This window comes from Mangrovimonas aestuarii (assembly GCF_028767185.1).
Taxonomy (GTDB): Bacteria; Bacteroidota; Bacteroidia; order Flavobacteriales; family Flavobacteriaceae; genus Mangrovimonas_B; species Mangrovimonas_B aestuarii.
Window position 1 is genome coordinate 234,985 of record NZ_JARACK010000001.1, and the last position, 23,269, is coordinate 258,253.

Here is a 23,269-nt window from a genome sequence, read left to right on the forward strand (position 1 = left end):
TATACCTCAAATATATGGTTAATCTTCAAATTCTTCTCTAAGAATCTTTATTACTTCGCTAATCGTTTCTTCTTCTAAATCGGTACGTTTCACCAAGTCATTTATGTCTTGCTCTAAAACACTCTTAGCAGTATCAAGACCAACACGCTTAAACTCTTCAATAATCCATCCTTCAATTTCATCAGAGAACTCAGAGAGCTCAACATCTTCTTCAACACCTTCTCTAAATACATCTATTTCATAACCTGTAAGCTGACCTGCCAGTCGGATGTTATGTCCTCCTCTACCAATAGCCTTACTCACCTCTTCAGGTTTAAGCATAACTTCGGCATGTTTAGTCTCCTCATTAATTTTCACTGAAGTTACCTTAGCAGGACTTAAAGAACGGGTTATAAATAACTGTAAATTGTTGGTATAATTGATAACGTCAATGTTTTCGTTACCTAATTCACGCACAATTCCGTGAATTCTAGAACCTTTCATACCAACACAAGCTCCAACAGGATCGATACGATCATCATAAGAGTCTACGGCTACTTTAGCTTTCTCACCTGGAATTCGCACTACTTTTTTAATAGTAATCAATCCATCAAAAACCTCTGGTATTTCCTGTTCGAACAACTTCTCTAAAAAAAGCGGAGATGTACGTGACATGATAATGGCAGGTTTACTCCCCTTAAGCTCAACATTCTCAATAATACCTCTAACGTTTTCACCTTTTCTGAAAAAATCCGATGGGATTTGCTTATCCTTAGGCAATATTATTTCATTACCTTCATCATCCAACAGAATCACTGCTCTGTGACGAATGTGATGTACTTCTGCAGTATAAATCTCTCCTATAAGGTCTTTAAACTGCTTATAAATATTGGTGTTGTCGTGTTCATGTATTTTAGAAATAAGGTTTTGACGCAAAGCTAAAATAGAGCGACGACCAAGGTCGATAAGCTTTACTTCTTCCGACACATCTTCTCCAACCTCAAAATCCGGCTCAATTCTACGAGCATCTGACAACGATATCTCCTGGTTTGGGTCTTCTACTTCACCATCGGCAACAACCACACGGTTTCTCCAGATTTCCAAATCCCCCTTGTCTGGGTTAATAATTATATCAAAATTATCGTCATCTCCAAATTTCTTCTTCAAGGCGTTTCTAAAAACATCCTCCAATATCGCCATTAACGTTACACGATCTATTAACTTATCGTCTTTGAACTCAGAAAAAGATTCAATTAACGCTATATTTTCCATAACTCTTATGAATTAAAATTTAATCATCACTTTAGCTTCTACAATATCATTATAGGGTATTACAGTCTCCTTTTGTACAGTAACCTTTCCTTTACCAACTTCTTTCGGCTCTCTGGCTTTCCACTTCAAGGTTATGTTTTCATCATCAGCCTGATCTAGTTCCCCTTCAAAGGTTTCTGCATCGGTCTTCACCTTCAAGGTTCTACCAATATTTTTTTTGTACTGCCTAACATGGGTTAATGGCGACGTAGCTCCCGCCGAGGTAACTTCCAAGGAGAAGTCTTGCTCTTCGCGATCCAATTGATGTTCTATAGCCCTACTAACAAACACACAATCTTCCACAGAAACCCCTGTGTCCCCGTCCACAACTACCTTGATCGTATTATCACCGCCAATGGTAAAATCGATAAGAAAAAGGTCCTGACGCTCTTCCAGCGCCTTATCTAGCAATCCTTTTACGGTTTCTTCAAACATATATCAATTATCAGTATAAAAAGAGGGGACTCCCAGTCCCCTCGCTTTTCTTTTTTCTTACAACGCTGCAAATATACAATATTTATATTGAATTACATAATGATTAGAAAAGTCATTATTTATTACTACATTTAAAACATAAACGTAAGACCAACAACAAAACACTTAATTTTTATATGAAACGAATATTAGTTCCCACAGATTTCTCCGCCGAAGCCGAAAATGCATTACGGGTAGCTGCCCAACTTGCCAAGGAGAACGATAGCGAAATCTATTTAATGCATATGCTCGAGATACCTTTACAACAAATAGACCCAATGAGCTCAACAAGCGAACTGCCTGAAGCGATGTTTTTCATGAAACTCGCCCACAAAAAGTTCGAAGAAGCCATGAACAAACCCTATCTCGAAGGAATCACCATACACGAAACCGTTAAGTTTCATGAAGCATTCACAACAATTAAAGACACCTGCAAAGAAAATGACATCGATATGATTGTTATGGGATCCCATGGAGCAAGCGGATTTAAGGAAATGTTTATCGGATCGAACACTGAGAAAGTTGTTCGCACATCCCACGTTCCTGTATTGGTGATTAAAAATAAACATGACCAATTCAAGGTTAAGGATTTTGTTTTCGCTTCCGATTTTAAAAATGACAACAAGGAAACCTACAAACAAGCTACCGAGTTAGCCAAACGCTTTGACGCTAAAATCCATCTGCTATTTGTAAACACACCTAATAGCTTCACAACTACAGCTGCTGCCAATACAAGAATTAACGAATTCATTAAAGAATACAATTTTGACAATTACACCATCAATGTATACAATGATGAATCTATCGAAAAAGGGATCCTTAATTTTTCACACATAATGGATGCCGACCTGATTGGAATTAGCACTCACGGACGCCAAGGTATCGCCCACTTTTTTAACGGTTCAATAAGCGAAGACTTAGTAAACCACGCTAAAAGACCTGTGATAACATTTAAGATCTAACCGACCGCAAAGCAATACAAACAAAAAGCCTTTTTCTTTTAAATCCATAAGGCTTTTTGTTTAATAATTTCGAAACCCTAAAAAGCTCAACACACTCAAATAACTAAATGTTCAAAACAAAAAAAGCCCCCCAAAACGGGAGGCTTTTTGTTGGCCTACTAGGGCTCGAACCTAGACTCTTCTGAACCAAAATCAGACGTGTTGCCAGTTACACCATAGGCCATTGCCTTTATTGCGGTGCAAATATAAAGCAAAGTTTTTACCGCGCAAATATTTTTTTGAAAAATTTCAAATTCACTCCTAACGAACCATTAAAAGCCTTCCTTGTAAACTTATTATTATTAAATTCGCCCATCTAATAGACAATAATATACATGACACAGTTGAATTTTAAAAAATGGAACACCATTCTTGGTTGGTTCGCTTTTTTAATAGCACTTATCACCTATAGCCTTACAGTAGAACCTACAGTAAGCTTTTGGGATGCGGGAGAATATATTTTAACATCATCTAAACTTCAAGTAGGACACCCTCCTGGGGCACCACTGTTCCAAATGATAGGAGCGTTTTTCTCATTGTTTGCTCTAGAGCCTTCTCAAATAGGGCTCATGTTAAATATGATGAGTGCCGTATCTAGTGCCTTTGCAATACTTTTCATGTTTTGGAGCATAACTTTATTACTAAGAAAAATCATAAGCCTAAGAAGCGACGAGTTATCCCAAGGGCAAACTATGGCTATTTTAGGTAGTGGCATGGTTGGTAGTTTAGCTTTCACCTTTACAGATTCGTTTTGGTTTAACGCGGTAGAAACCGAAGTATACGCTATGGCAACCTTGATCATGGCAGTTATGTTCTGGTTAGGTTTAAGATGGGAACAAGATATGAACACCCCTCGCGGTAACCGTTGGTTAATCTTAATTTCATTTGTTGTAGGACTTTCATTCGGTGTTCACTTTATGGGATTGTTAACCATTCCTGCAATAGGACTTATTTACTTCTTTGAAAATTACAAAACCATAACAGTAAAGAACTTTATCATAGCCAATGTTGTGGCTGTGGCTATTCTTCTTTTCATCTTTAAATTGTTACTACCAAATGCACTTCGTTTTTTCAGTGCTTCGGAAATCTTTTTCGTAAACAGCATAGGGTTACCTTTTAATTCTGGAACTATTATAGCGGGTCTTGTTCTAATAGGAGCTTTCTATTACGGTTTAAATTACACGAGAAAGAAACACTATAAACATCTTAACACGGGTATTCTGTGCCTATTGTTTATTTTCATTGGATTCTCATCTTGGTTAATGCTACCAATCCGAGCTAACGCAAATGTTGTAATCAACGAAAACAACCCTAATAACGCCCGAGAACTACTAGCTTATTATAACTTAGAGCAATATCCAGAAACACACTTATTCTATGGCCCTCAGTTCACTGATCAGTATTCTGGCTTAGACGAAAAGCAACCTTACATTGATGACAAACCAAAATACGAACAAGATGAGAAAACAGGCAAGTACGTAATTGTAAATGACTATAAACTTGCTAAACAAAACTACAATTCCGACCATGCATCCATTCTACCACGCATGTGGAGCACAGAGCATGCGGAAAATTACATGATGTTTAGCGGCTATTTAGATTTCAAGCTGAAGCCTGAATACCAAATGGAAAATAGGCTTCGCTCTGTTGTAAATGGTTTTAAAAACGATGTTGCCCAAGGTCTTGTTGACTACGAAGATTATACTAAGTTTCTAAAACAATTTAGCCAATACTTGGATATAGAAAAACCTTCCCTTGGCAGCAACATTTCATATATGCTGGAATATCAATTAGGCTATATGTACTGGCGCTATTTTATGTGGAATTTTGTAGGACGTCAAGATGATTTTCAAGGAAAGTACAATGACCTTCACGGAAATTGGATTAGTGGCATAAAACCTATAGATGAATGGCATCTAGGCTTATCTCAAGATAACTTACCTAGCGATGTTAAAAACAACAAAGCAAGAAACACGTATTACTTCCTTCCTCTACTTTTGGGGTTAATCGGACTTTTCTTCTTGTTAAATCAGGAAAAAAAATGGTTCTGGGTCATGTTAGTTTTTTTCCTATTTACGGGATTAGCCATTCAAGTTTACACAAACGTTCGTCCTTTTGAGCCTAGAGAACGTGACTATTCTGTGGTTGGTTCTTTCTATGTTTTTTCTATTTGGATTGGCTTTGGAGTGTTTGCCCTTTATGAAGCCCTTAAGAAAGCAACAAACACCAAATTACTGGCACCAGCAATCACTTTAGTATGTCTTGCTCTTGTCCCTGGAATTTTGGCAGCAAACAACTGGGATGACCACGATCGATCAGACAAGTATACCGCTAGAGCTATGGCTAAAAAATACCTTGACTCTTGCGATCAAAATGCAATTCTATTCTCTATTGGAGACAATGATACTTTTGCTCTTTGGTACGCCCAGGAAATTGAAGGCTACCGTACCGATGTACGGGTGGTAAACACCAGTTTATTTCAAACCGATTGGTATATAGACCAAATGAAACGTAAAGCTTATGAAAGTGCACCCATTCCGTCTCAACTAACACATGACAAGTACAGACACGGCACTAGGGATTATATAATGAAGCGACTTGGGACAGCGACACAAGATACACTCATGATTTCAGATTTTATGAGTTGGGTATCCAGTGAAAACGAACGCACAAAATTTAAATACATTCTACAGCAAAACGGTGACGACCCAAGTTATTACCCAGACCAGTTGCTTAAATCCAATTATTTTCCAGTTGAACATGTTCGCATTCCTGTGGATAAACAAGCTGTTTTAGATAACGGAATTGTAGCCGCTAAAGACGCCGATAAGATTGTACCACATATAGATATAACCATCAATGACCCTGCAATTTACAAGAACAGACTCCTTATGTTGGATATCGTTGCCAATAATGACTGGAAACGTCCTATCTATTTTACAGGAGGAGCATTTGCAGATGACGATTATATTTGGATGAAGGATTACCTCCAATTGGATGGTATGTGCTACAAACTAGTACCTATTAAAACGCCTGTTGATCGCGCTAACCCATTTGATATGGGCCGTATCGACACTGATAAAATGTACAATATGGTTATTAATTGGGATTGGGGCAATAGTGGAAGTCAAGACATTTACCATGATCCAGAAACCCGCAAAAACTCAATTACTTATCGAGGTAATTTAGCTAGGCTAGCACAGGAGCTTATTAACGAAGACAAACTCAACAAAGCCGAAGAGATAGCAGATATTGCAATGAAAAATATGCCTGTAGACTTTTATGGGTATTATACTCTATTAGAACCATATATAAGCGCCTATTATGAAGTAGGTGCTGAAGAGAAAGCTAGACAACTGTTTCTTGATGTTGCAAAAAAATATCAGGAAAATCTAAACTATTACTCTAAACTATCCATAGAGAACCAATATCGCATGGCAGAAGAAATTGTTACAGATATTGAGCGCTATAAAGCATTGGTCGATGTGCTTATGGAGTATGATATTGAGTTCTCTAAAGCTCAATCAAAAATATTCTCAGACAATCTTCAATTGTTCAAGCATTTTTACGAGGATGGCCCTGTTCCATCTGAAGATCCAGACCTTCAGGAAGAAATGATTCCAGACAGTAGTTTAATGAATGAATAAACTATGGCTTTTACGCCTGTTAAAATACCATTTTGGGTAAAAAAAATATTCCCGAGCTATGTGTGGCATATAAACACACAAGCTCGGGAACTTTATCTCACCTTTGACGATGGCCCTACACCCGAAATTACTGATTGGGTTTTGAATACTTTGGGTCAATACAATGCAAAAGCAACTTTTTTCTGTATTGGCAAAAACATAGAGCAGCATCCTGATATACTTAAAAGGATTATCTCGAAAGGCCATAGTATTGGCAACCATACACAAAATCATGTTAAAGGATGGAAAACATCCTCTGCAGAATACATAAACAGTGTAAAACAAACTGAATTAGCCATAAACAATAATACTGAACCAAACCACCTCTCACCTCTTCTCTTTAGACCTCCATACGGAAGGATAAAAAAAGACCAAGGTAAACAACTCATTCAGTTAGGCTACAAAATTATTATGTGGGACATATTATCCGTTGATTGGGATAAATCAGTTACTCCAGAAAAATGCTGCCTAAACGTAATAAACAACTCCAGAAAAGGGAGCATTATAGTGTTTCACGATAGTATAAAGGCTTCAATAAATATGAAATATGCACTTCCAAAGGTTCTGGAGCACTTTAACGGTTTGGGCTATAGCTTTAAAGCTATTACATAAACTCCTGAATAATTCCTATTAGCGTATTAGCATCCTGCTCACCACTATATCGCCATTTCATCTCACCGTTTTTATAAATAATAAGTGTTGGCAAACCTTTCACCCTCAAGGCATCAGCTAGATCTTTGTTCTTATCAACATCAATTTTGATTACCTTAGCTCTATCACCTAAAGCAGCAGCAACATCGCGCAATACGGGATGCATAGCAGTAGAGGGCTCGCTCCACTCTGTGAAAAAATCCAGTAATACTGGAATGTCCACATCTATTAAATCACCAAATTTTGACATCTCGTTTTTGGTTTTAGTCAAATGCAGTTACACAAATATAGTATTTCCTTACAATTAAACGAGGATTTCTCTCTTTTTAAGCTCTATTACAGTAATTTCCGGCCAGATACCAAAACGCCCTGGGTAAGCCAAATATCCAAATCCGCGGTTTACATTTATGTATTGTCCTTTCTTCTCATATATACCCGCCCAATATTTGTATCGCCACTTTACAGGGCTCCATTTAAACCAACCTGGAATTTCAATTCCAAACTGCATACCATGTGTATGACCGCTAAGCGTAAGATGATAGTGGTAATCATCGTCAATTACCTTATCTTCCCAATGAGAAGGGTCGTGACTCATTAAAATTTTAAAATCATCTTTATCTATAAAAGCCGATGCTTGTTTTAAATCGCCAGCCTTTTTAAAGCCTCCTCTCCCCCAATTCTCTACACCAACCAAAGCTATGCGCTGACCTTCACGCTCCAGATAACGACTTTCATTTAACAATAAATCAAAACCAATTTCCTTTTGAATTGCTTTTAGGTCCTCGAGATTTTTATGCTTAGCCTTAACCGTATTCCATTCCACATAATCACCATAATCATGGTTACCTAAAACTGAATATACTCCATCCTTAGCCTTTAACTCTCCAAATGATTTCTTCCAAGGCAGCATCTCAGAGGCTAAATTATTCACCATATCACCTGTAAAAAGAATTATATCAGAATTCTGATTATTAATTAAATCAATACCGTATTGAATTTTATGTTTATTGTCAAAGCTTCCACTATGTATGTCACTAATTTGGGTTATGGTATACCCATCAAATGCTTCGGGAAGATCATCAAAATGCAATTGATATTTCAAAACCTTAAAGTTATACTTGCCTCTGTACATGCCATATAGGAGCGAAGCGAATGGCACAGCAGCTAACCCCAAAGCAACAGTGCTGATAAATCGTCTTCTATTTGGAAAAAAACCATGCTGATGACCACCTTCAGTAAAATAGCTATAAACAGCCTGAGGCACTCTAACAATATCCTCTGTAAACATGAAAGCAATCAAAATTAACTTTGGAATAACCATTGCTATTAGAAACCCTAGGGCATAACTTTTAATAGGAGTCAGTACACGCAAATGATCCTGCTGAATAGCCATTTGATAAATAAAATTGCCGAGCACTATAATACTAAACACCCAATATACAACTTGAAGCCAAGAAGACTTTGTTACTGTTTTAAATGCCTGATAAGCATAATAATCCAATACAACATATATAAAAATGAATACAACCCAACGTAACATACAAACTAATTAATTATCATTCAAACCATTAAAGGTAACAACTAAACACTAACAATCTCTTAAATAAATACTAATATCACAGAAAACTAATATTACATTTAAAAAACTACAACAAAACAAAAAAACAGCATACTTAAAACCACTAAAGACACAATACCCTAATATTCAACCACTTAAGTATCGTCGTGTTAATAAACAATAAATTATACATTACGGTTAAGTAAAAAAACAGAAAAAAATATTTAGCATTTTAAAATACAAAGTATATATTTGGGACTTTATTTTTAAAAAATTCAAATAAACTAAACTTTTAATTTAACTTTTGTTATGAAAAAATTATTTTTCTTTCTTGCCGTAGCGGCAGGAGCTACATTTGTTTCTTGTAGCAGTGATGATGACGGAGGAGCATCTGCAACTTCAATTACTTTAACAGCAAACACTACTGAAGCTGCTTTAGGACAAACTGTAACTTTCTCTGTAACTAATGATTTAGGAGACAACGTAACATCTGACGCTAGCTATTATGTTGATGGTGAAATGATCGCTTCTAACGCATTTACTGCAGAAGCTCCAGGTATGTACACAGTATATGCTACTGATGGTGACCTTCAATCTGCTGACTTAGAAATTAACATTACAGCTCCAACTAACCAAGTTTTATATAACGGTGGTAGCTACGCAATCAGCAATACTGCTTTAGTATTCTGGGGTGGTGCTGACCTTGATGAAGATGGTGCAGCAGATCACGCTTATTGGTCTTTCCTTACTACTACAGGAAGCGTTACAGAAACTGACCCATCTACAACTACGTACTTAGATACTGAAATCTTTACTCCTTTAGTAGATGGAAACTTAGAGTTCCCTACACCTGATAACGTTGTTTACGGTAAACAATACGAATTGTACATAGACGGTTCTCAAGCTTTTGATAACACAGCTACTGAAGCAAACGGATACTTTACTCTTGACACTGATCTTAATGTTGAGGAAGCTCCTGCAAATGTTTCTTTCCAAACTGGAGCTGATGTTGATGGAATGACTATAGGTCTTTCATATGACGGTGCTTTTGAAGGAACATTTGATGGTTCTGGTGGACGTTATGAAGCTGGAAACGGTTTAACAGTTACTAAAGAAGGTGCTATCGCTCTTCCTTTAAACTAAGAAGCATAACCTTTAGCTAGGTTCACTTATAAAAAAACCTCCGCATTGCGGAGGTTTTTTATTCTATATACTTTCTAAAACCACTTCACTGTCCAACCTACTAACTTCTTTTTCCAATCGGTATAAGGTGGAAACAACATATCTGTAGCGCCTTTAATATGCTGTTTTAGCACAGACCGTGAGTTGGAAAACTCCTGAAAACCATAAAATCCATGCGATTTACCTAAACCACTGGTATTACTACCTCCAAACGGCAAATAATGGTTTCCATACTGTAAAACGTTATGATTAATACAGCTACTGCCAGCCCGAGTTTCATTTATAATGTTTTCTGCTAATTTCCTTTTTCTACTATAAACATATAATGCCAAAGGCTTATCCCTTTTGTTGATAAAACGTATCGCTTCATCTATACTCTCATAGGTAATAACAGGAAGTATTGGACCGAATATTTCGTTTTGCATTAATGAGGAATCATTATCAATATCAGAAATAACAGTTGGCTGGATATATCTTGTTTTTGGGTCACTACCGCCTCCAAACTCAATTGTAGCTGCCTGTAGCGAAACTTCGGACAAATAACCTTTCAATCGCTGAAAGTGTTTATCGTTTACTATTCTAGAGTATGAATCAGACCTCTCTGGATGTTCAGTAAAAAACTCATTAATATTTTTCTTTATCGCTTTTAAAAAATCATCTTTCACAGCTTTATGCACCAACACATAATCAGGAGACACACAAATTTGGCCACAGTTCATGAACTTTCCCCATGCTATTCTACGAGCTGCCGTTTTAATATCGGCAGTTTCATCTATAATTGTTGGAGACTTCCCTCCCAGCTCTAAGGTAACAGAGGTAAGATGCTCTGCGGCAGCTTTCATAACCAACTTACCAATAGCTGGTGACCCTGTGAAGAATATATGATGGAATGGCAACTTCAATAGCTCTTGGGCAGTCTCAGCCCCACCTTCAATTAGCGCTACTTCATCCTCATTAAAAATTGAACGGATCAGTTCTGCTAAAACATTCGATGCATTCGGTGTCATTTCCGAAGGCTTCAATATTACGGTGTTTCCTGCTGCTATAGCTGATACTAATGGGCCTAAGGTAAGATTAACAGGAAAATTCCATGGCGACATAATTAAACAAACGCCTTTTGATTCGTATTTTATCCATGAAGAAGCTCCAAAAAGTGCTATAGGTGTTTCAACCCGTTGTTTGCTCATCCACGATTTTAAATGCTTGCATACAAACTTAATCTCACTAACAACAGGGTATATTTCTGTAAGATCGCTTTCTGTTTTTGGTTTTTTAAAATCAGTATATAAAGCATCTACCAATTTATGCCTATAAGTAACTTCTACAGCATAACGGAGATTATTTAATTTGGCAATACGTTCTTTTAAAGTACTGTTTCCAACTTTAAACCTATTCTCAAACTGCTTTTGAAATATTTGTTCAGGAGTCATTTTAGTCTCATTAAATCTAATAGAGATAAATGTAAGTATTATTCTCTAAATCAAGATAAAACTAGCAACACTAAAACATAGATAACATAGCATCTAAACTTGTATCCTTCACTACAAATCTCTCTTTTTATTTGTAGTTTTGAGAGCAATCAAACAGATTATAAAATGGCTCAACAAAAACGCTTATTTCTATTAGACGCTTACGCCTTGATTTTTCGTGGATATTATGCATTCATAAAGAACCCAAGAATTAACTCCAAAGGTCTGGACACTTCGGCAATTATGGGTTTTATGAATTCACTGCTTGACGTTATCAAGCGGGAAAACCCAGACCACTTGGCCGTTTGTTTTGATCAAGGAGGAAGTGTTGACCGTACTGAAATGTTTGAAGCATACAAGGCCAACCGAGACGAAACTCCCGAGGCGATTAAAGTAGCAGTACCATACATTAAGGAACTGCTTAAAGCGATGCACATTCCTATTATGGTTAAGGAAGGCTTTGAAGCCGATGATGTTATTGGAACTTTAGCCAAACAAGCCGAAAACCAAGGCTACCAAACCTTTATGGTGACTCCTGATAAAGATTTTGCCCAATTGGTTAGCGACAATATATTTATGTATAGACCTAAAAATGGCGGGGGGTATGATGTTTGGGGCATTCCAGAAGTACAGGAACAATTTGGTGTAGAGCGACCAGAACAGGTAATTGATTTCCTAGGGATGAAGGGGGATGCCGTGGATAATATCCCTGGACTTCCCGGAGTAGGTGACAAAACTGCTAAAAAGTTCCTTGCCGAATTTGGTAGTATGGAAGGTCTTCTGGCAAATATCGACAAGCTAAAAGGAAAGATGAAGGAAAAAGTTGAGGCTAATGCTGAACTAGGCTTATTATCAAAAAAATTGGCCCGAATTATGCTCGATGTTCCTGTTGAATTTGACGAAACCGATTTTGAAATGTCAGAACCTGATATCGAAGCGGTAAAAACCATTTTTATGGATTTGGAATTCCGTCGATTAATGGAGAATTTCATTAAGACATTTACAAAAGAAGGCGAAGCTCTCGCTATGGAACCAACACAATCTAATAAGGCTCCAACAAAAGCACCTCAAACTGCTGGAGCTGGCCAGTTTTCATTGTTCGACACTGGAGGAAACACAACTTCTACTATAGCACATTCGGGTAGACTTACTTACGAGGTTGTTCAACATTTTTACCAACATGTAGATACACCTGTGGCTTTGAAGCTATTTATAAAAAGTGTTATGAAGCAAAAAAGTGTTTGTTTCGATACCGAAACCACAAGCATCGATCCGCTAAAAGCTCAACTGGTAGGCATCGCATTCTCTTGGGAAGCTGGTAAAGGCTTCTATATACCGTTTCCAGAAAATCAGGAAAAAGCTCAAGAACTCATAGAACTGCTTCGTCCTTTTTTCGAAGATGAATCCATCGAAAAAATAGGACAAAACCTAAAGTACGACATTAAGGTATTAGCGAAATATAATATTACCGTTAAAGGTAAGTTGTTCGACACCATGTTGGCACATTATCTCATCAACCCAGATATGCGCCATAACATGGACGTACTTGCCGAAACCTATTTAAACTATACACCAATATCGATAGAAACGCTTATTGGTAAAAAGGGGAAAAATCAATTATCTATGCGTCAGGTATCACTTGATAAACAAACCGAATACGCTACTGAAGACGCAGACATCACACTTCAACTAAAAGAACATTTTGAAAAGGAATTGGGTGAAGCCAATACACAAACCCTTTTTGACGACATAGAAGTGCCACTACTTAAAGTTTTGGCAAAAATGGAACTAGAGGGCATTAATTTGGATAAACCCTTTTTAGAAAAGCTTTCCCACGAACTAGATAACGACATCAAAAACCTTGAACAGGAGATTTACACCGAAGCTGGAGAAGAATTCAATATTGCCTCTCCAAAACAACTTGGCATCGTCCTGTTCGAAAAAATGAAATTGATCGATAAGCCGAAAAAAACAAAAACAGGACAATATTCAACCTCGGAGGATGTACTTTCCTATTTGGCCAAAGACCACAAAATCATTCAGAATATTCTAGATTACCGTGGACTTACTAAATTAAAGAGCACCTATGTGGATGCCCTACCTATACAAGTAGACCCGACCTCAAACCGAGTTCATACAGATTATATGCAAACGGTAGCTGCTACAGGGCGATTGAGCAGTAACAATCCTAACTTACAGAACATTCCAATTCGTACCGAACGTGGTCGCGAAGTTAGAAAGGCATTTATTCCTCGTAATGTAGATTACACCCTTTTAGCTGCGGATTACTCTCAGATAGAGCTTCGAATTATTGCCGCATTAAGTGAAGAGGACCATATGATTAATGCCTTTAAACATGGGGAGGACATTCATGCTTCTACTGCTGCCAAAGTATTCAATGTTCCTATTGAAGAAGTCACAAGAGAACAACGTAGCAATGCAAAAACGGTAAACTTCGGTATTATTTATGGTGTTTCTGCCTTTGGCTTGAGCAATCAAACAGATTTATCGAGAAGCGAGGCCAAAGAATTAATAGACACGTACTACACCACATACCCTAAACTAAAAGACTACATTGGCAAACAAGTAGACTTCGCTAGAGAGAATGGTTATGTACAAACTGTTTTAGGACGTAGAAGATACCTTAAGGATATTAATTCTAGAAATGCTGTAGTACGAGGTGCTGCTGAAAGAAATGCAGTAAACGCACCTATCCAGGGAAGTGCTGCCGATATCATTAAAATTGCGATGATCAACATCGACAAAAAACTAACTGAAGGCAATTACAAAACAAAAATGCTACTACAGGTGCATGATGAATTGGTTTTCGATGCTTACAAACCTGAATTAGAAAAAGTAAAAGCTATGATCAAAACTGAAATGGAAGGGGCCTATAAACTTGCCGTTCCATTGGATGTTGAAATTGGCATGGGTGATAATTGGCTGGAAGCTCATTAAACCCTAAACTATAAACACAAAAAAAACGCTCCTTTAAAGGAGCGTTTTTTTTCTAATTCGATAACTTACGATTTTGTTGGCTGAGCTAGATTCTCATTTTGATGATCTTCCTGCACTTGTATATCCCTGTACTTACAACAAGCATGAACACTATTGTAAGCTTCTTCGGTTGCTATTACCTCTTGGGTATCATGACCAACGGCTGCAACATTGTTTTGAATAGTCTCTAAATTGGTTTTGCGTTCATCATAAATCAAACTCAACTGATGAGTATTTACATCCCATACAGCAGATTTCACTCCTTTGGTTTTAATACACGCTTTTTCTATTCTCGATTTACACATTAAGCACACACCATCTACTTCTACTGTTGCTCTTGCATTCTTATTCTGTGAAAATGCTGTGATTCCAAACAAAAGCATTCCTAAAATCATTAATTTTTTCATTTCTTTATCTTTTAAATTGTTTAGTTTATTCTATATCTAAGCCCAGCATAATAGTTACTACCATATATTGGGCCGTACACAAAAGTGGTATCAAAATAAGGTCCAAATGGATTATCTACACCCAATATCGGATTATTTTGTCTCACATTGGTAATGTTTTCACCTCCAAAATAAAACTCTAATTCCGGTGAGAAAACTTTCGTTATTTGAACATTTAGCGTTCCAACAGTTGGAGAATAATTCCCTAATTGATATTCAACCGGATTGGTTACCATAGATGAGAATCGTTGCTCACCCAACCAGTTATAAGTTGCATCAAACTTCCATCGTGCCCCATTATCCTTTAAAGATGTTTTAAAGGAAACATTGGCAAATAGTCTATGCTTTGGGGTTAAGGGTTTTGCCAGCAAGCCATCTAAATACTTTGTTTTCACATCATAGAATTTATAAGCAAGTCTTAAATCCGTATGTTCAAAAATATTATAATTGAACTCTACCTGAAGGCTATTGGCAAAACTACTCCCTTCTAAATTATAAAATCGTACTGCCTGTGGATTCTCCCAATCCGCGACTACTTGGTTAACGAAATCCGTTCTATAGAAATCCACCGTCACATCGGCTTGACGTCCCATCAAGTTAAACCCTTGTAGAAACGAAACACCATAGTTCCATGCAATCTCGGGATCCATCCCGTAAATATCTCCATCAGAATCGAGGAGCTCAATTGTTCGAGAAGTAGCAAACATGTTTTGGTTCTCGGTAAAAATATTTGCACTTCGCTTCCCTCTCCCTAGAGACAACCTTAGTGCCGACTTTTCCCATGGCGTGTATCTCATATTCAATCTAGGCGTTAAAAACGCTCCCCAAAGATTGTGATAATCCAATCGTACTCCTGCTACAAGTGTTATTTTATCCAGGTTATCGTAAGCATATTCAAAAAATCCGCCTACAGATGTTTCCGTTCGTTCGTATCCAGTTTCAATAACCTTTTCGTTATAATGGTCATAAGTGTAACTAGCTCCTGTTTTAATTTTATGACGAGAATCACTAATAATTGAATTATAAATAGCATTGGCATATACACTATTATGTATAATATCATAAACGTTTAATCCAAAATAGGAGTCTTGTTTATGCATACTAAAAGCTCCTTGAAACCCTAAGCTCTGATAAGGGATATTGGGATTCACATATCCCAATTTTGTTGAGATATCAAGTCTTTGTGTATTGATTTCACTACCCCAATGGTTTGTAGTGAGCTTATCCATCTCTGGATCGAAATCCACTTCACCTGACTGTTTTTCATCATTCAGTACACGGAAATTCAGGAAACTTACTAGTCCTTTTTCTTTGTTGATATACTGCCAGCGATTCATGGCATTGAGTTGGTTGTACTTTGGCATATCCAAAAAACCGTCATTATTAACATCGTGTTCTTGTTGATGGGTATTACCATGAAGATACACTCCCGTACTCCATTTATCATTTAACTCAGCATTGAAATGCGTGTTCAACTCATAACGCTGATTCATAGCTCCATATACATTTATAAATACTTGGTCGTCACTAATGGGCTTTACCAGTTCGGCATTAATCTGCCCCGCAATACTTTCGTAACCGTTAACAACACTACCTGTTCCTTTAGTTATCTGAATGCTTTCAACCCAAGTACCGGGAGTAAAACTTAACCCATAGGCTTGAGCAGCACCACGAACTGTTGGAATATTTTCTGTAGCAATTAAAATATACGGACTCGTCAAGCCCAGCATTTTAATTTGTCGAGACCCTGAAACAGCATCAGCAAAATTCACATCGATGGAAGGATTGGTTTCAAAACTCTCACTTAAATTACAGCATGCAGCTTTTAAAAGCTCATCACTTGTTACAGTCATAACATTCTCTGAACTCAGATAATTTTTAACTGTACTCTGTTTACTACTGCTTACTAGAACTTCATTTAATTTGGCAGTGGGATGAAGCACATGTATTATTGACTTTGCGTTTTTAACTACTAAGGTATCCGTTTTAAACCCCACATAACTTATCACCAACTTATTGTATTCCTTAGCATAGGGCAAGGTAAAGCTTCCATCTATATTGGTTACCGCTCCTAATTCACTATTGAGCCAATACACGTTGGCTCCAGGTAAAGGAATAGTCATTCCTCCTTCAACCTGCTCCAAGACCTTTCCTTCAATATTATCTTGTGAATGGCAAAACCCGCCTAACATTAACAGAATAGTCAATAATAAAAAAGAGGATATTTTGTTAAAACGCACCCCCACAAAAGAGTTACCTACTGATTCTTTTCTATTTATATATGACATTGATTATTTTTTAGACATTAAATCGTGTCTTTCATTAAAAAACAAAAGACAATAAACATTAAGCTCTTTTTCATCTATACACATAAAAGAAAGAAAGCTATAATTGAATAATGCTAAAAAATCAAATCAGAAAAACTTGGTCCATTAACTGGTGATCGTAAACCAGTTTTGGTGGAGAATAATCTTTGTGAGGCACCACTTGTTGTGGCAATCCCTCGAATAAATTAATAAAGGAACAAGTAAAGGCTGTTAGAAACAGTTGATGCGATAGATCTAAATCGTTAAACGATTTTACTGTTAGCTCATCCTGCCCCTGAACTACATCTACTACACTTTTGCAGCAACCTTTTCCCAACATCAGAACTTCGCTGGTGGTCTCTGGACAGCAAGATTTTGCTTTGGTAAGAATAGCCATATCAATTAATTTATCTCCACAAAAATGCTTTTCCACAGTAAAGAAAACTGTAGAAAGCAACACTAATACAGACATAAAAACTGAAAATATGCTATATAACAAATTCGCCTTCACGTGGCAAATATAAAAAATATTAAATCAGGCACTAGCGCTCCTAAACATTTCATTATCCTCTCAACTTCTAACCTTATTGTAATAAAACGCTGGCAATAACAGTAGCAGAAAAACTGGCTGGATTAAAAACCTACGGATATTGAAAAACATATAGTAATCCTCTTGACGCGGATTTAAAACAAAATATAAAAACAAACTAATAAGTACCATATAAGCACCGCTGTAAAACAATGCGGAAAATTTTAAAATATCCTTCTTTAAAAAAGCGACGTATAATATGCACAATGAAACCAATGTATTTACCACGAATCTTAAGGATGTAAAAATGGTAAGCTTTAACACTTCCCTTCTCGGGTTATCCATATATAAATAATCACTGTTAAAAAACGCTAAATAGGGATCGTAAAATAGTATGTCCTCAAAGCCCCTAACCAAAACCAAGAGCCCTATCAGCATCATAAACAAAATAATTCTAACCGACTTCCCCATGACTCTTTCTTAAAAATGAAAACCTGTTTACCCAAATCATCCAAAGCAAAAACATCATCCCGTAAATAATCATTGGAAAAATAACGGTATGAAGTAAATCACTTCGCCGAGGATACTCATATAATCCCACAGATAGTATAGCAATCCTTAATAGGTTTACGACATATAAGAGCACACTTCCTGCAAGAGCATAGATAAATGTCGTTTTCATCTCAGAAGCAAATGCCACAACAAACGATATAAATAGTATAATAACACTCATTGCATTACAGCCCTCAACCACTCTTGCAACATACTTACTATTAACCATCAATTTCAAAGAAGGCTCATCAGGGTGAGGTATAACCTGTGCATCATAGCCTAAAACTCTGATTAATATCTCGCTTTGATGTCCTACTGTATTGGTAAGATAGTCTGGAAAATATTTTTGCCCGGAGGAAAAATCCAGATAGAATTTATAACACAGCGACAAAACGATATATACCAATAAAAAGGTAGCAATAAACTGTATTACCGATTTGTATTTTATAAGGAGCACTTTCAAATTGGTTTTAGTTGAAGTCGTTAAAGTTATACAAAAATACATGAGATGTGAAGGCTATTAAATACTTTTGAAAAAAAGATAAGAGCTATGACATTCGAACATATGAAACCTGAGATAGAGGCAATACTTTACAATGCTAACAATACTACGGATGATAAATTACTAGCTGTTTGTGAGCTTTTGGAAACCAATGTAGATTATTACAACTGGGTAGGTTTCTATTTTAGAAACGGCAATAAAGAAGAATTAAAACTAGGTCCTTATGTTGGAGAACCTACAGACCACACCATAATTCCTTTTGGAAAAGGCATTTGCGGACAGGTTGCAGTTAGCAACGAAAATTTCGTTGTACCAGATGTTAGTGCTCAAGATAACTATATAGCTTGTAGCATTACAGTGAAAGCTGAAATTGTAATACCAATATTCGTAAACGGTGAAAACATAGGCCAAATAGATATTGACTCAAATACACCTGACCCATTTACAGAAGCTGATGAACGCTTTTTGGAATTTGTCTGCGCCAAGGTAAGTGAAATTTTATAACCCCATCACTTAAATTTAAAATACTACATTCCTGTTCTAATAGCTTCAACAGGATCGAGTTTTGAAGCCGAAACTGCTGGAATGACACCTGAAATAAGCCCTATAAAGGTAGCTAAACTGAACCCTAGAAGCATATTCCACACAGAAAGAACGAACTCAAAATCACCCATGACCCCAGTAAGCCCTAGGGTTAACAACCAAACAAGTATTAAACCAACAATTCCACCAATAACAGCCAAAACCACAGCCTCGAAAAGAAACTGAAACAAAATAAACTTGTTTTTGGCCCCCAAAGATTTTTGAATGCCAATTAAGTTAGTACGCTCCTTTACACTTACAAACATAATATTAGCAATTCCAAAGCCTCCAACCAAAAGGGAGAAGCCACTGATGACCCATCCTATTAAATTTAGTGTCTTGATAATACCATTTATTACTTCTGTGAACCCAGAGAGTTTATTAATAAAAAAATTATCGGGGTCACCGGCTTTTAAACCTCGAAAATTTCTAAACTTTTGTATTAACACCTGCTCAAAAGCAGCAATGTCAACATCTGCTTCTGGCCTGATTACAATTGCCCCAGGAACACCATCAGTCCCCCCACTGATAAAACGACGCACAAAATTGGCTGGTACATAAGCCTTTTCGTCTGGGGAATCAAAAAGGGTTGTACCAAACTTTTTCAGAACACCTATCACCGTCACTTTTCTACCATAAACACGTACTTGCTTACCAATTGGATTGATGTTTCCAAATAGATTTTCAGCTAAACTATACCCCATAACCATAACAGGTGCTCCAGAATAGGATTCAGCTTCGGTATAAAAACGCCCTTTTTCTACTTTAAGGTCATCAATCACATAAATCCCACTGGACACAGGAGTAACATTTACGCTTGCCAAAGTTTTATCTTGATACTTTATGGATTGGTTACTACCAAAAATCACATAGGCAGTAGCCTTAACACCTGCAATATTTCGACTAATAAACTCATAATCATTGTAATCTGTTTGTGGATAGTTTTCACGCTGCCACCTAGGAACATCGGTAGGGCCAAATGAAAATTTGGTTAAGTACATAGTGTTTTTATCCAAACCGGAAAGGTCACTCTTAATACTTCTATCAAGCGAATCCACAGCAGCTAAAACAGCAATAATCGAAAATATCCCAACAGTCACCCCTAACAACGATAAAAAGGTACGCAACTTGTTGTTTCGCAAGGCATTTATTGCAAATGAAAAACTCTCCTTAAACAGACGCCAATACATGATCATAGGGCTGGGGTAATTTCTTGTTCTTACTCAGGTAAAGGTAAGACGTTTTAATCGCTTTTCCGTTACAAAAAAAATCGGAATAAATCCAAAGTGGGGCTACCTCATTTTAAGCTAATTGATTACTTTTGCAACTTAATACAAGACAACAAAAATGAGTAATTCAAAACAAATTAAATCGGCATTAATTTCTGTATTTAGCAAAGATGGTTTAGAACCTATCGTTAAGAAACTAAACGAGCAAGGTGTAACCATTTATTCTACAGGTGGAACAGAGACTTTCATCAACAACCTTGGTATTGATGTAGTACCTGTTGAAGACGTTACTTCTTACCCATCTATCTTAGGTGGACGAGTAAAAACGCTTCACCCAAAAGTATTTGGTGGCATCTTAAACCGTCAGGATAACGAAAGTGATGTTACTGAATTAGCCGAATTTGAAATCCCTCAAATCGATCTTGTGATTGTGGATCTTTATCCATTCGAAAAAACTGTTGCTTCTGGAGCAAACCACCAGGATATCATCGAGAAAATCGATATCGGTGGCATCTCATTGATTCGAGCTGCTGCTAAGAACTATGCCGATGTGGTTTGTGTATCGTCTGTGAACGATTATGCTGAATTTTTGGATATTATCACAGAACAAGACGGAAGCTTAACAGAAGCGCAACGCAAACGTTTTGCGGCAAAAGCATTTAACGTATCGTCTCACTACGATTCAGCTATTTTCAACTACTTTAACGGAACTGAAGATATTTCAGCATTTAAGTTAAGTGAAACTAATGGACAAGTTTTACGTTACGGAGAAAACCCACACCAAAAAGGATTCTTCTACGGCAACTTCGATGAAATGTTCACTAAACTTCATGGAAAAGAATTAAGCTATAACAACCTATTGGATGTTGATGCTGCCGTGACGTTAATGAGTGAATTCAAAAGCGACGCGCCTACATTCGCCATCTTAAAACATAACAATGCTTGTGGTATTGCCACTCGCCCAACTATTAAGGAAGCTTACGCTGCTGCTTTAGCAGGCGATCCTGTATCGGCTTTTGGAGGAATCTTGATCAGTAACACTGAAATAGACAAAGTGACTGCAGAAGACATCCATGATTTATTCTGTGAAGTAGTTATTGCTCCTTCTTTCTCTGCTGAAGCTGAAGAAATCCTTAAAGGAAAGAAAAACAGAATCCTTTTGGTTCTTAACGATGTTGAATTACCAAAAATAACAGTAAGAAGCTGTCTAAACGGTGTATTGGTCCAAGATCGCGACAACAAGACCGATACTGTTGAAGAATTAACTAACGTAACAAATAATAATCCTACAGATAGCGAGTTAGAAGATTTAATCTTTGCCTCAAAAATTTGTAAGCATACTAAATCGAACACTATTGTATTGGCTAAGAACAAACAATTGTGTGCTAGCGGAACAGGACAAACCAGCCGTGTTGATGCCTTAAACCAGGCTATCCATAAAGCTGGATCATTCAATTTTGATTTAAACGGAGCTGTTATGGCTAGTGATGCTTTCTTTCCATTCCCTGATTGTGTGGAAATTGCAGACAATGCAGGAATTACTGCAGTAATTCAACCTGGTGGGTCTATTAAAGACCAGTTAAGCATTGATTACTGTAACGAAAATAAGGTGGCTATGGTATTTACCGGAACCCGTCATTTTAAACACTAAGATTTAATAAAAAAAGTAACTAAGGTTGGGATATATTAAACCCTGAATATATCCCAACTTTTATTACATTTACAGGATTTAGAAACGAACTTAACCTAATAAACGAATTTAACGCATGGGATTTTTTGATTTCCTAACAGAAGAAATCGCCATAGACTTAGGAACAGCCAACACCTTAATTATTCATAACGATAAGGTAGTGGTTGACAGTCCGTCTATTGTGGCGCGCGACAGAGTATCTGGTAAAATTATTGCTGCCGGAAAGGAAGCTAGTATGATGCAAGGGAAAACCCATGAGAACATCAAAACCATTCGTCCACTAAAGGATGGTGTTATTGCTGACTTCGATGCTTCTGAGCAAATGATCAGTATGTTCATCAAAAATATACCAGCGTTAAAAAAGAAACTCTTCACTCCTGCCCTACGTATGGTAATATGTATTCCTTCTGGAATCACTGAAGTAGAAATGCGAGCGGTTAAAGAGTCTGCAGAGCGCGTTAACGGTAAGGAAGTTTACTTAATCCATGAACCAATGGCAGCTGCTATTGGTATTGGTGTAGACATAATGCAACCAAAAGGGAATATGATTGTAGATATAGGTGGGGGAACTACCGAAATTGCTGTCATAGCCCTAGGGGGTATTGTATGTGATAAATCGGTTAAGATTGCCGGTGACGTGTTCACCAATGATATTATTTACTATATGCGTACCCAACACAACTTGTATGTTGGAGAACGTACTGCTGAAAAAATTAAAATCCAAATAGGAGCTGCTACCGAAGATTTGGAAGTTCCGCCAGAGGACATGAGCGTTCAAGGGCGTGACCTTTTGACCGGAAAACCAAAGCAGGTACAGATTTCATATCGCGAGATTGCTAAAGCATTAGACAAATCTATACTTCGTATTGAAGACGCAGTTATGGAAACCCTTTCACAAACACCACCAGAACTCGCTGCCGATATTTACAACACTGGTATTTATTTAGCCGGTGGAGGATCTATGCTTCGAGGACTTGATAAGCGACTTTCCCTTAAAACAGATCTTCCTGTTTATATTGCTGAGGACCCACTACGTGCTGTAGTTCGCGGTACAGGAATTACCCTAAAGAATTTACCAAAATACAAAAGCGTATTGATTAAATAATAGAATAAGGAACCCAGCGC

Annotated in this window: 19 protein-coding genes and 1 tRNA gene; 8 read left to right on the top strand and 12 right to left on the bottom strand. The window is 37.1% G+C overall.

The annotated features are described in order from the left end of the window. Positions 1-18 precede the first annotated feature (18 nt). Positions 19-1,251: a transcription termination factor NusA gene (gene nusA / locus PWU04_RS01060; protein ID WP_274473949.1), complete on the bottom strand. Its 1,233-nt coding sequence runs from the start codon at positions 1,249-1,251 to the stop codon at positions 19-21. Positions 1,252-1,263: 12 nt separating this feature from the next. Further along, on the bottom strand, positions 1,264-1,725 hold the full coding sequence (rimP, locus tag PWU04_RS01065) for a ribosome assembly cofactor RimP (protein ID WP_274473950.1): 462 nt from the start codon (positions 1,723-1,725) through the stop codon (positions 1,264-1,266). Between the two features lie 176 nt (positions 1,726-1,901). On the opposite strand from rimP, the gene PWU04_RS01070 reads away from it, so the two are divergent. After that, the gene (locus PWU04_RS01070) at positions 1,902-2,726 is read left to right on the top strand and encodes a universal stress protein (RefSeq protein ID WP_274473951.1); all 825 of its coding nucleotides are present in this window, start codon (positions 1,902-1,904) and stop codon (positions 2,724-2,726) included. Between the two features lie 150 nt (positions 2,727-2,876). Here PWU04_RS01070 and PWU04_RS01075 read toward each other — a convergent pair. Next, positions 2,877-2,949 (bottom strand) — tRNA-Gln (locus PWU04_RS01075). A gap of 151 nt (positions 2,950-3,100) precedes the next feature. On the opposite strand from PWU04_RS01075, the gene PWU04_RS01080 reads away from it, so the two are divergent. Continuing rightward, a complete protein-coding gene (locus PWU04_RS01080; protein ID WP_274473952.1) occupies positions 3,101-6,412 on the top strand; it encodes a glycosyltransferase family 117 protein in 3,312 nt (1,103 codons plus the stop codon). A gap of 3 nt (positions 6,413-6,415) precedes the next feature. After that, positions 6,416-7,063 carry a polysaccharide deacetylase family protein gene (locus PWU04_RS01085; RefSeq protein WP_274473953.1) on the top strand — a complete coding sequence of 216 codons (648 nt, stop codon included), beginning with the start codon at positions 6,416-6,418 and terminating at the stop codon, positions 7,061-7,063. Here the strand turns inward: PWU04_RS01085 and PWU04_RS01090 are convergent. Together PWU04_RS01090 and PWU04_RS01095 are read right to left on the bottom strand one after the other, a co-directional pair. Further along, a complete protein-coding gene (locus tag PWU04_RS01090) occupies positions 7,056-7,352 on the bottom strand; it encodes a thioredoxin family protein (protein WP_274473954.1) in 297 nt (98 codons plus the stop codon). The genes PWU04_RS01085 and PWU04_RS01090 overlap by 8 nt on opposite strands. Before the next feature lie 54 nt (positions 7,353-7,406). Next, a complete protein-coding gene (locus PWU04_RS01095) occupies positions 7,407-8,642 on the bottom strand; it encodes a metallophosphoesterase (protein ID WP_274473955.1) in 1,236 nt (411 codons plus the stop codon). A gap of 327 nt (positions 8,643-8,969) precedes the next feature. On the opposite strand from PWU04_RS01095, the gene PWU04_RS01100 reads away from it, so the two are divergent. After that, the gene (locus tag PWU04_RS01100; RefSeq protein ID WP_274473956.1) at positions 8,970-9,803 is read left to right on the top strand and encodes a hypothetical protein; all 834 of its coding nucleotides are present in this window, start codon (positions 8,970-8,972) and stop codon (positions 9,801-9,803) included. Between the two features lie 74 nt (positions 9,804-9,877). Here PWU04_RS01100 and PWU04_RS01105 read toward each other — a convergent pair whose 3' ends face one another. Then, a complete protein-coding gene (locus tag PWU04_RS01105; protein ID WP_274473957.1) occupies positions 9,878-11,272 on the bottom strand; it encodes an aldehyde dehydrogenase family protein in 1,395 nt (464 codons plus the stop codon). A 165-nt stretch (positions 11,273-11,437) separates the two neighbouring features. On the opposite strand from PWU04_RS01105, the gene polA reads away from it, so the two are divergent. After that, positions 11,438-14,269 carry a DNA polymerase I gene (gene polA / locus PWU04_RS01110; RefSeq protein ID WP_274473958.1) on the top strand — a complete coding sequence of 944 codons (2,832 nt, stop codon included), beginning with the start codon at positions 11,438-11,440 and terminating at the stop codon, positions 14,267-14,269. A 65-nt stretch (positions 14,270-14,334) separates the two neighbouring features. Here the strand turns inward: polA and PWU04_RS01115 are convergent, their stop codons facing one another. From PWU04_RS01115 to xrtF, 5 genes are all read right to left on the bottom strand, one after another. Further along, on the bottom strand, positions 14,335-14,715 hold the full coding sequence (locus PWU04_RS01115) for a heavy-metal-associated domain-containing protein (protein WP_274473959.1): 381 nt from the start codon (positions 14,713-14,715) through the stop codon (positions 14,335-14,337). A 20-nt stretch (positions 14,716-14,735) separates the two neighbouring features. Then, positions 14,736-16,946: a TonB-dependent receptor gene (locus PWU04_RS01120; RefSeq protein ID WP_274474260.1), complete on the bottom strand. Its 2,211-nt coding sequence runs from the start codon at positions 16,944-16,946 to the stop codon at positions 14,736-14,738. A 217-nt stretch (positions 16,947-17,163) separates the two neighbouring features. After that, positions 17,164-17,571: an HYC_CC_PP family protein gene (locus PWU04_RS01125; protein ID WP_406600930.1), complete on the bottom strand. Its 408-nt coding sequence runs from the start codon at positions 17,569-17,571 to the stop codon at positions 17,164-17,166. Positions 17,572-17,631: 60 nt separating this feature from the next. After that, entirely contained in the window at positions 17,632-18,060 is a 429-nt protein-coding gene (locus PWU04_RS01130; protein WP_319946470.1) for an exosortase F system-associated membrane protein, read from the bottom strand. Continuing rightward, positions 18,044-18,604: an exosortase family protein XrtF gene (gene xrtF, locus PWU04_RS01135; protein WP_455027668.1), complete on the bottom strand. Its 561-nt coding sequence runs from the start codon at positions 18,602-18,604 to the stop codon at positions 18,044-18,046. The genes PWU04_RS01130 and xrtF overlap by 17 nt, the downstream gene beginning before the upstream one ends. A gap of 87 nt (positions 18,605-18,691) precedes the next feature. Between xrtF and PWU04_RS01140 the strand changes: the two genes are divergently transcribed. After that, entirely contained in the window at positions 18,692-19,147 is a 456-nt protein-coding gene (locus tag PWU04_RS01140; RefSeq protein WP_274473962.1) for a GAF domain-containing protein, read from the top strand. Between the two features lie 23 nt (positions 19,148-19,170). Here the strand turns inward: PWU04_RS01140 and PWU04_RS01145 are convergent, their stop codons facing one another. After that, a complete protein-coding gene (locus tag PWU04_RS01145) occupies positions 19,171-20,421 on the bottom strand; it encodes an ABC transporter permease (protein ID WP_274473963.1) in 1,251 nt (416 codons plus the stop codon). Between the two features lie 151 nt (positions 20,422-20,572). Here PWU04_RS01145 and purH point away from each other — a divergent pair, with 151 nt between their 5' ends. Further along, positions 20,573-22,105 (top strand): bifunctional phosphoribosylaminoimidazolecarboxamide formyltransferase/IMP cyclohydrolase, encoded by a 1,533-nt coding sequence (purH, locus tag PWU04_RS01150; RefSeq protein WP_274473964.1) that lies wholly within the window; start codon positions 20,573-20,575, stop codon positions 22,103-22,105. A 115-nt stretch (positions 22,106-22,220) separates the two neighbouring features. After that, positions 22,221-23,249 carry a rod shape-determining protein gene (locus tag PWU04_RS01155; RefSeq protein WP_274473965.1) on the top strand — a complete coding sequence of 343 codons (1,029 nt, stop codon included), beginning with the start codon at positions 22,221-22,223 and terminating at the stop codon, positions 23,247-23,249. Positions 23,250-23,269: the final 20 nt, after the last annotated feature.

Excerpts from the sequence above, each read along its gene's own strand:
- PWU04_RS01105 (WP_274473957.1), bottom strand. The coding sequence starts at position 11,272 with ATGACTCCTGAACAAATATTTCAAAAGCAGTTTGAGAATAGGTTTAAA.
- PWU04_RS01085 (WP_274473953.1), top strand. The coding sequence starts at position 6,416 with ATGGCTTTTACGCCTGTTAAAATACCATTTTGGGTAAAAAAAATATTC.
- PWU04_RS01070 (WP_274473951.1), top strand. The coding sequence starts at position 1,902 with ATGAAACGAATATTAGTTCCCACAGATTTCTCCGCCGAAGCCGAAAAT.
- PWU04_RS01130 (WP_319946470.1), bottom strand. The coding sequence starts at position 18,060 with ATGGGGAAGTCGGTTAGAATTATTTTGTTTATGATGCTGATAGGGCTC.
- PWU04_RS01115 (WP_274473959.1), bottom strand. The coding sequence starts at position 14,715 with ATGAAAAAATTAATGATTTTAGGAATGCTTTTGTTTGGAATCACAGCA.
- PWU04_RS01080 (WP_274473952.1), top strand. The coding sequence starts at position 3,101 with ATGACACAGTTGAATTTTAAAAAATGGAACACCATTCTTGGTTGGTTC.
- PWU04_RS01140 (WP_274473962.1), top strand. The coding sequence starts at position 18,692 with ATGACATTCGAACATATGAAACCTGAGATAGAGGCAATACTTTACAAT.
- PWU04_RS01145 (WP_274473963.1), bottom strand. The coding sequence starts at position 20,421 with ATGATCATGTATTGGCGTCTGTTTAAGGAGAGTTTTTCATTTGCAATA.
- PWU04_RS01120 (WP_274474260.1), bottom strand. The coding sequence starts at position 16,946 with ATGTTAGGCGGGTTTTGCCATTCACAAGATAATATTGAAGGAAAGGTC.
- polA (WP_274473958.1), top strand. The coding sequence starts at position 11,438 with ATGGCTCAACAAAAACGCTTATTTCTATTAGACGCTTACGCCTTGATT.
- PWU04_RS01090 (WP_274473954.1), bottom strand. The coding sequence starts at position 7,352 with ATGTCAAAATTTGGTGATTTAATAGATGTGGACATTCCAGTATTACTG.
- PWU04_RS01100 (WP_274473956.1), top strand. The coding sequence starts at position 8,970 with ATGAAAAAATTATTTTTCTTTCTTGCCGTAGCGGCAGGAGCTACATTT.
- rimP (WP_274473950.1), bottom strand. The coding sequence starts at position 1,725 with ATGTTTGAAGAAACCGTAAAAGGATTGCTAGATAAGGCGCTGGAAGAG.
- PWU04_RS01095 (WP_274473955.1), bottom strand. The coding sequence starts at position 8,642 with ATGTTACGTTGGGTTGTATTCATTTTTATATATGTTGTATTGGATTAT.
- nusA (WP_274473949.1), bottom strand. The coding sequence starts at position 1,251 with ATGGAAAATATAGCGTTAATTGAATCTTTTTCTGAGTTCAAAGACGAT.
- purH (WP_274473964.1), top strand. The coding sequence starts at position 20,573 with ATGAGTAATTCAAAACAAATTAAATCGGCATTAATTTCTGTATTTAGC.
- PWU04_RS01155 (WP_274473965.1), top strand. The coding sequence starts at position 22,221 with ATGGGATTTTTTGATTTCCTAACAGAAGAAATCGCCATAGACTTAGGA.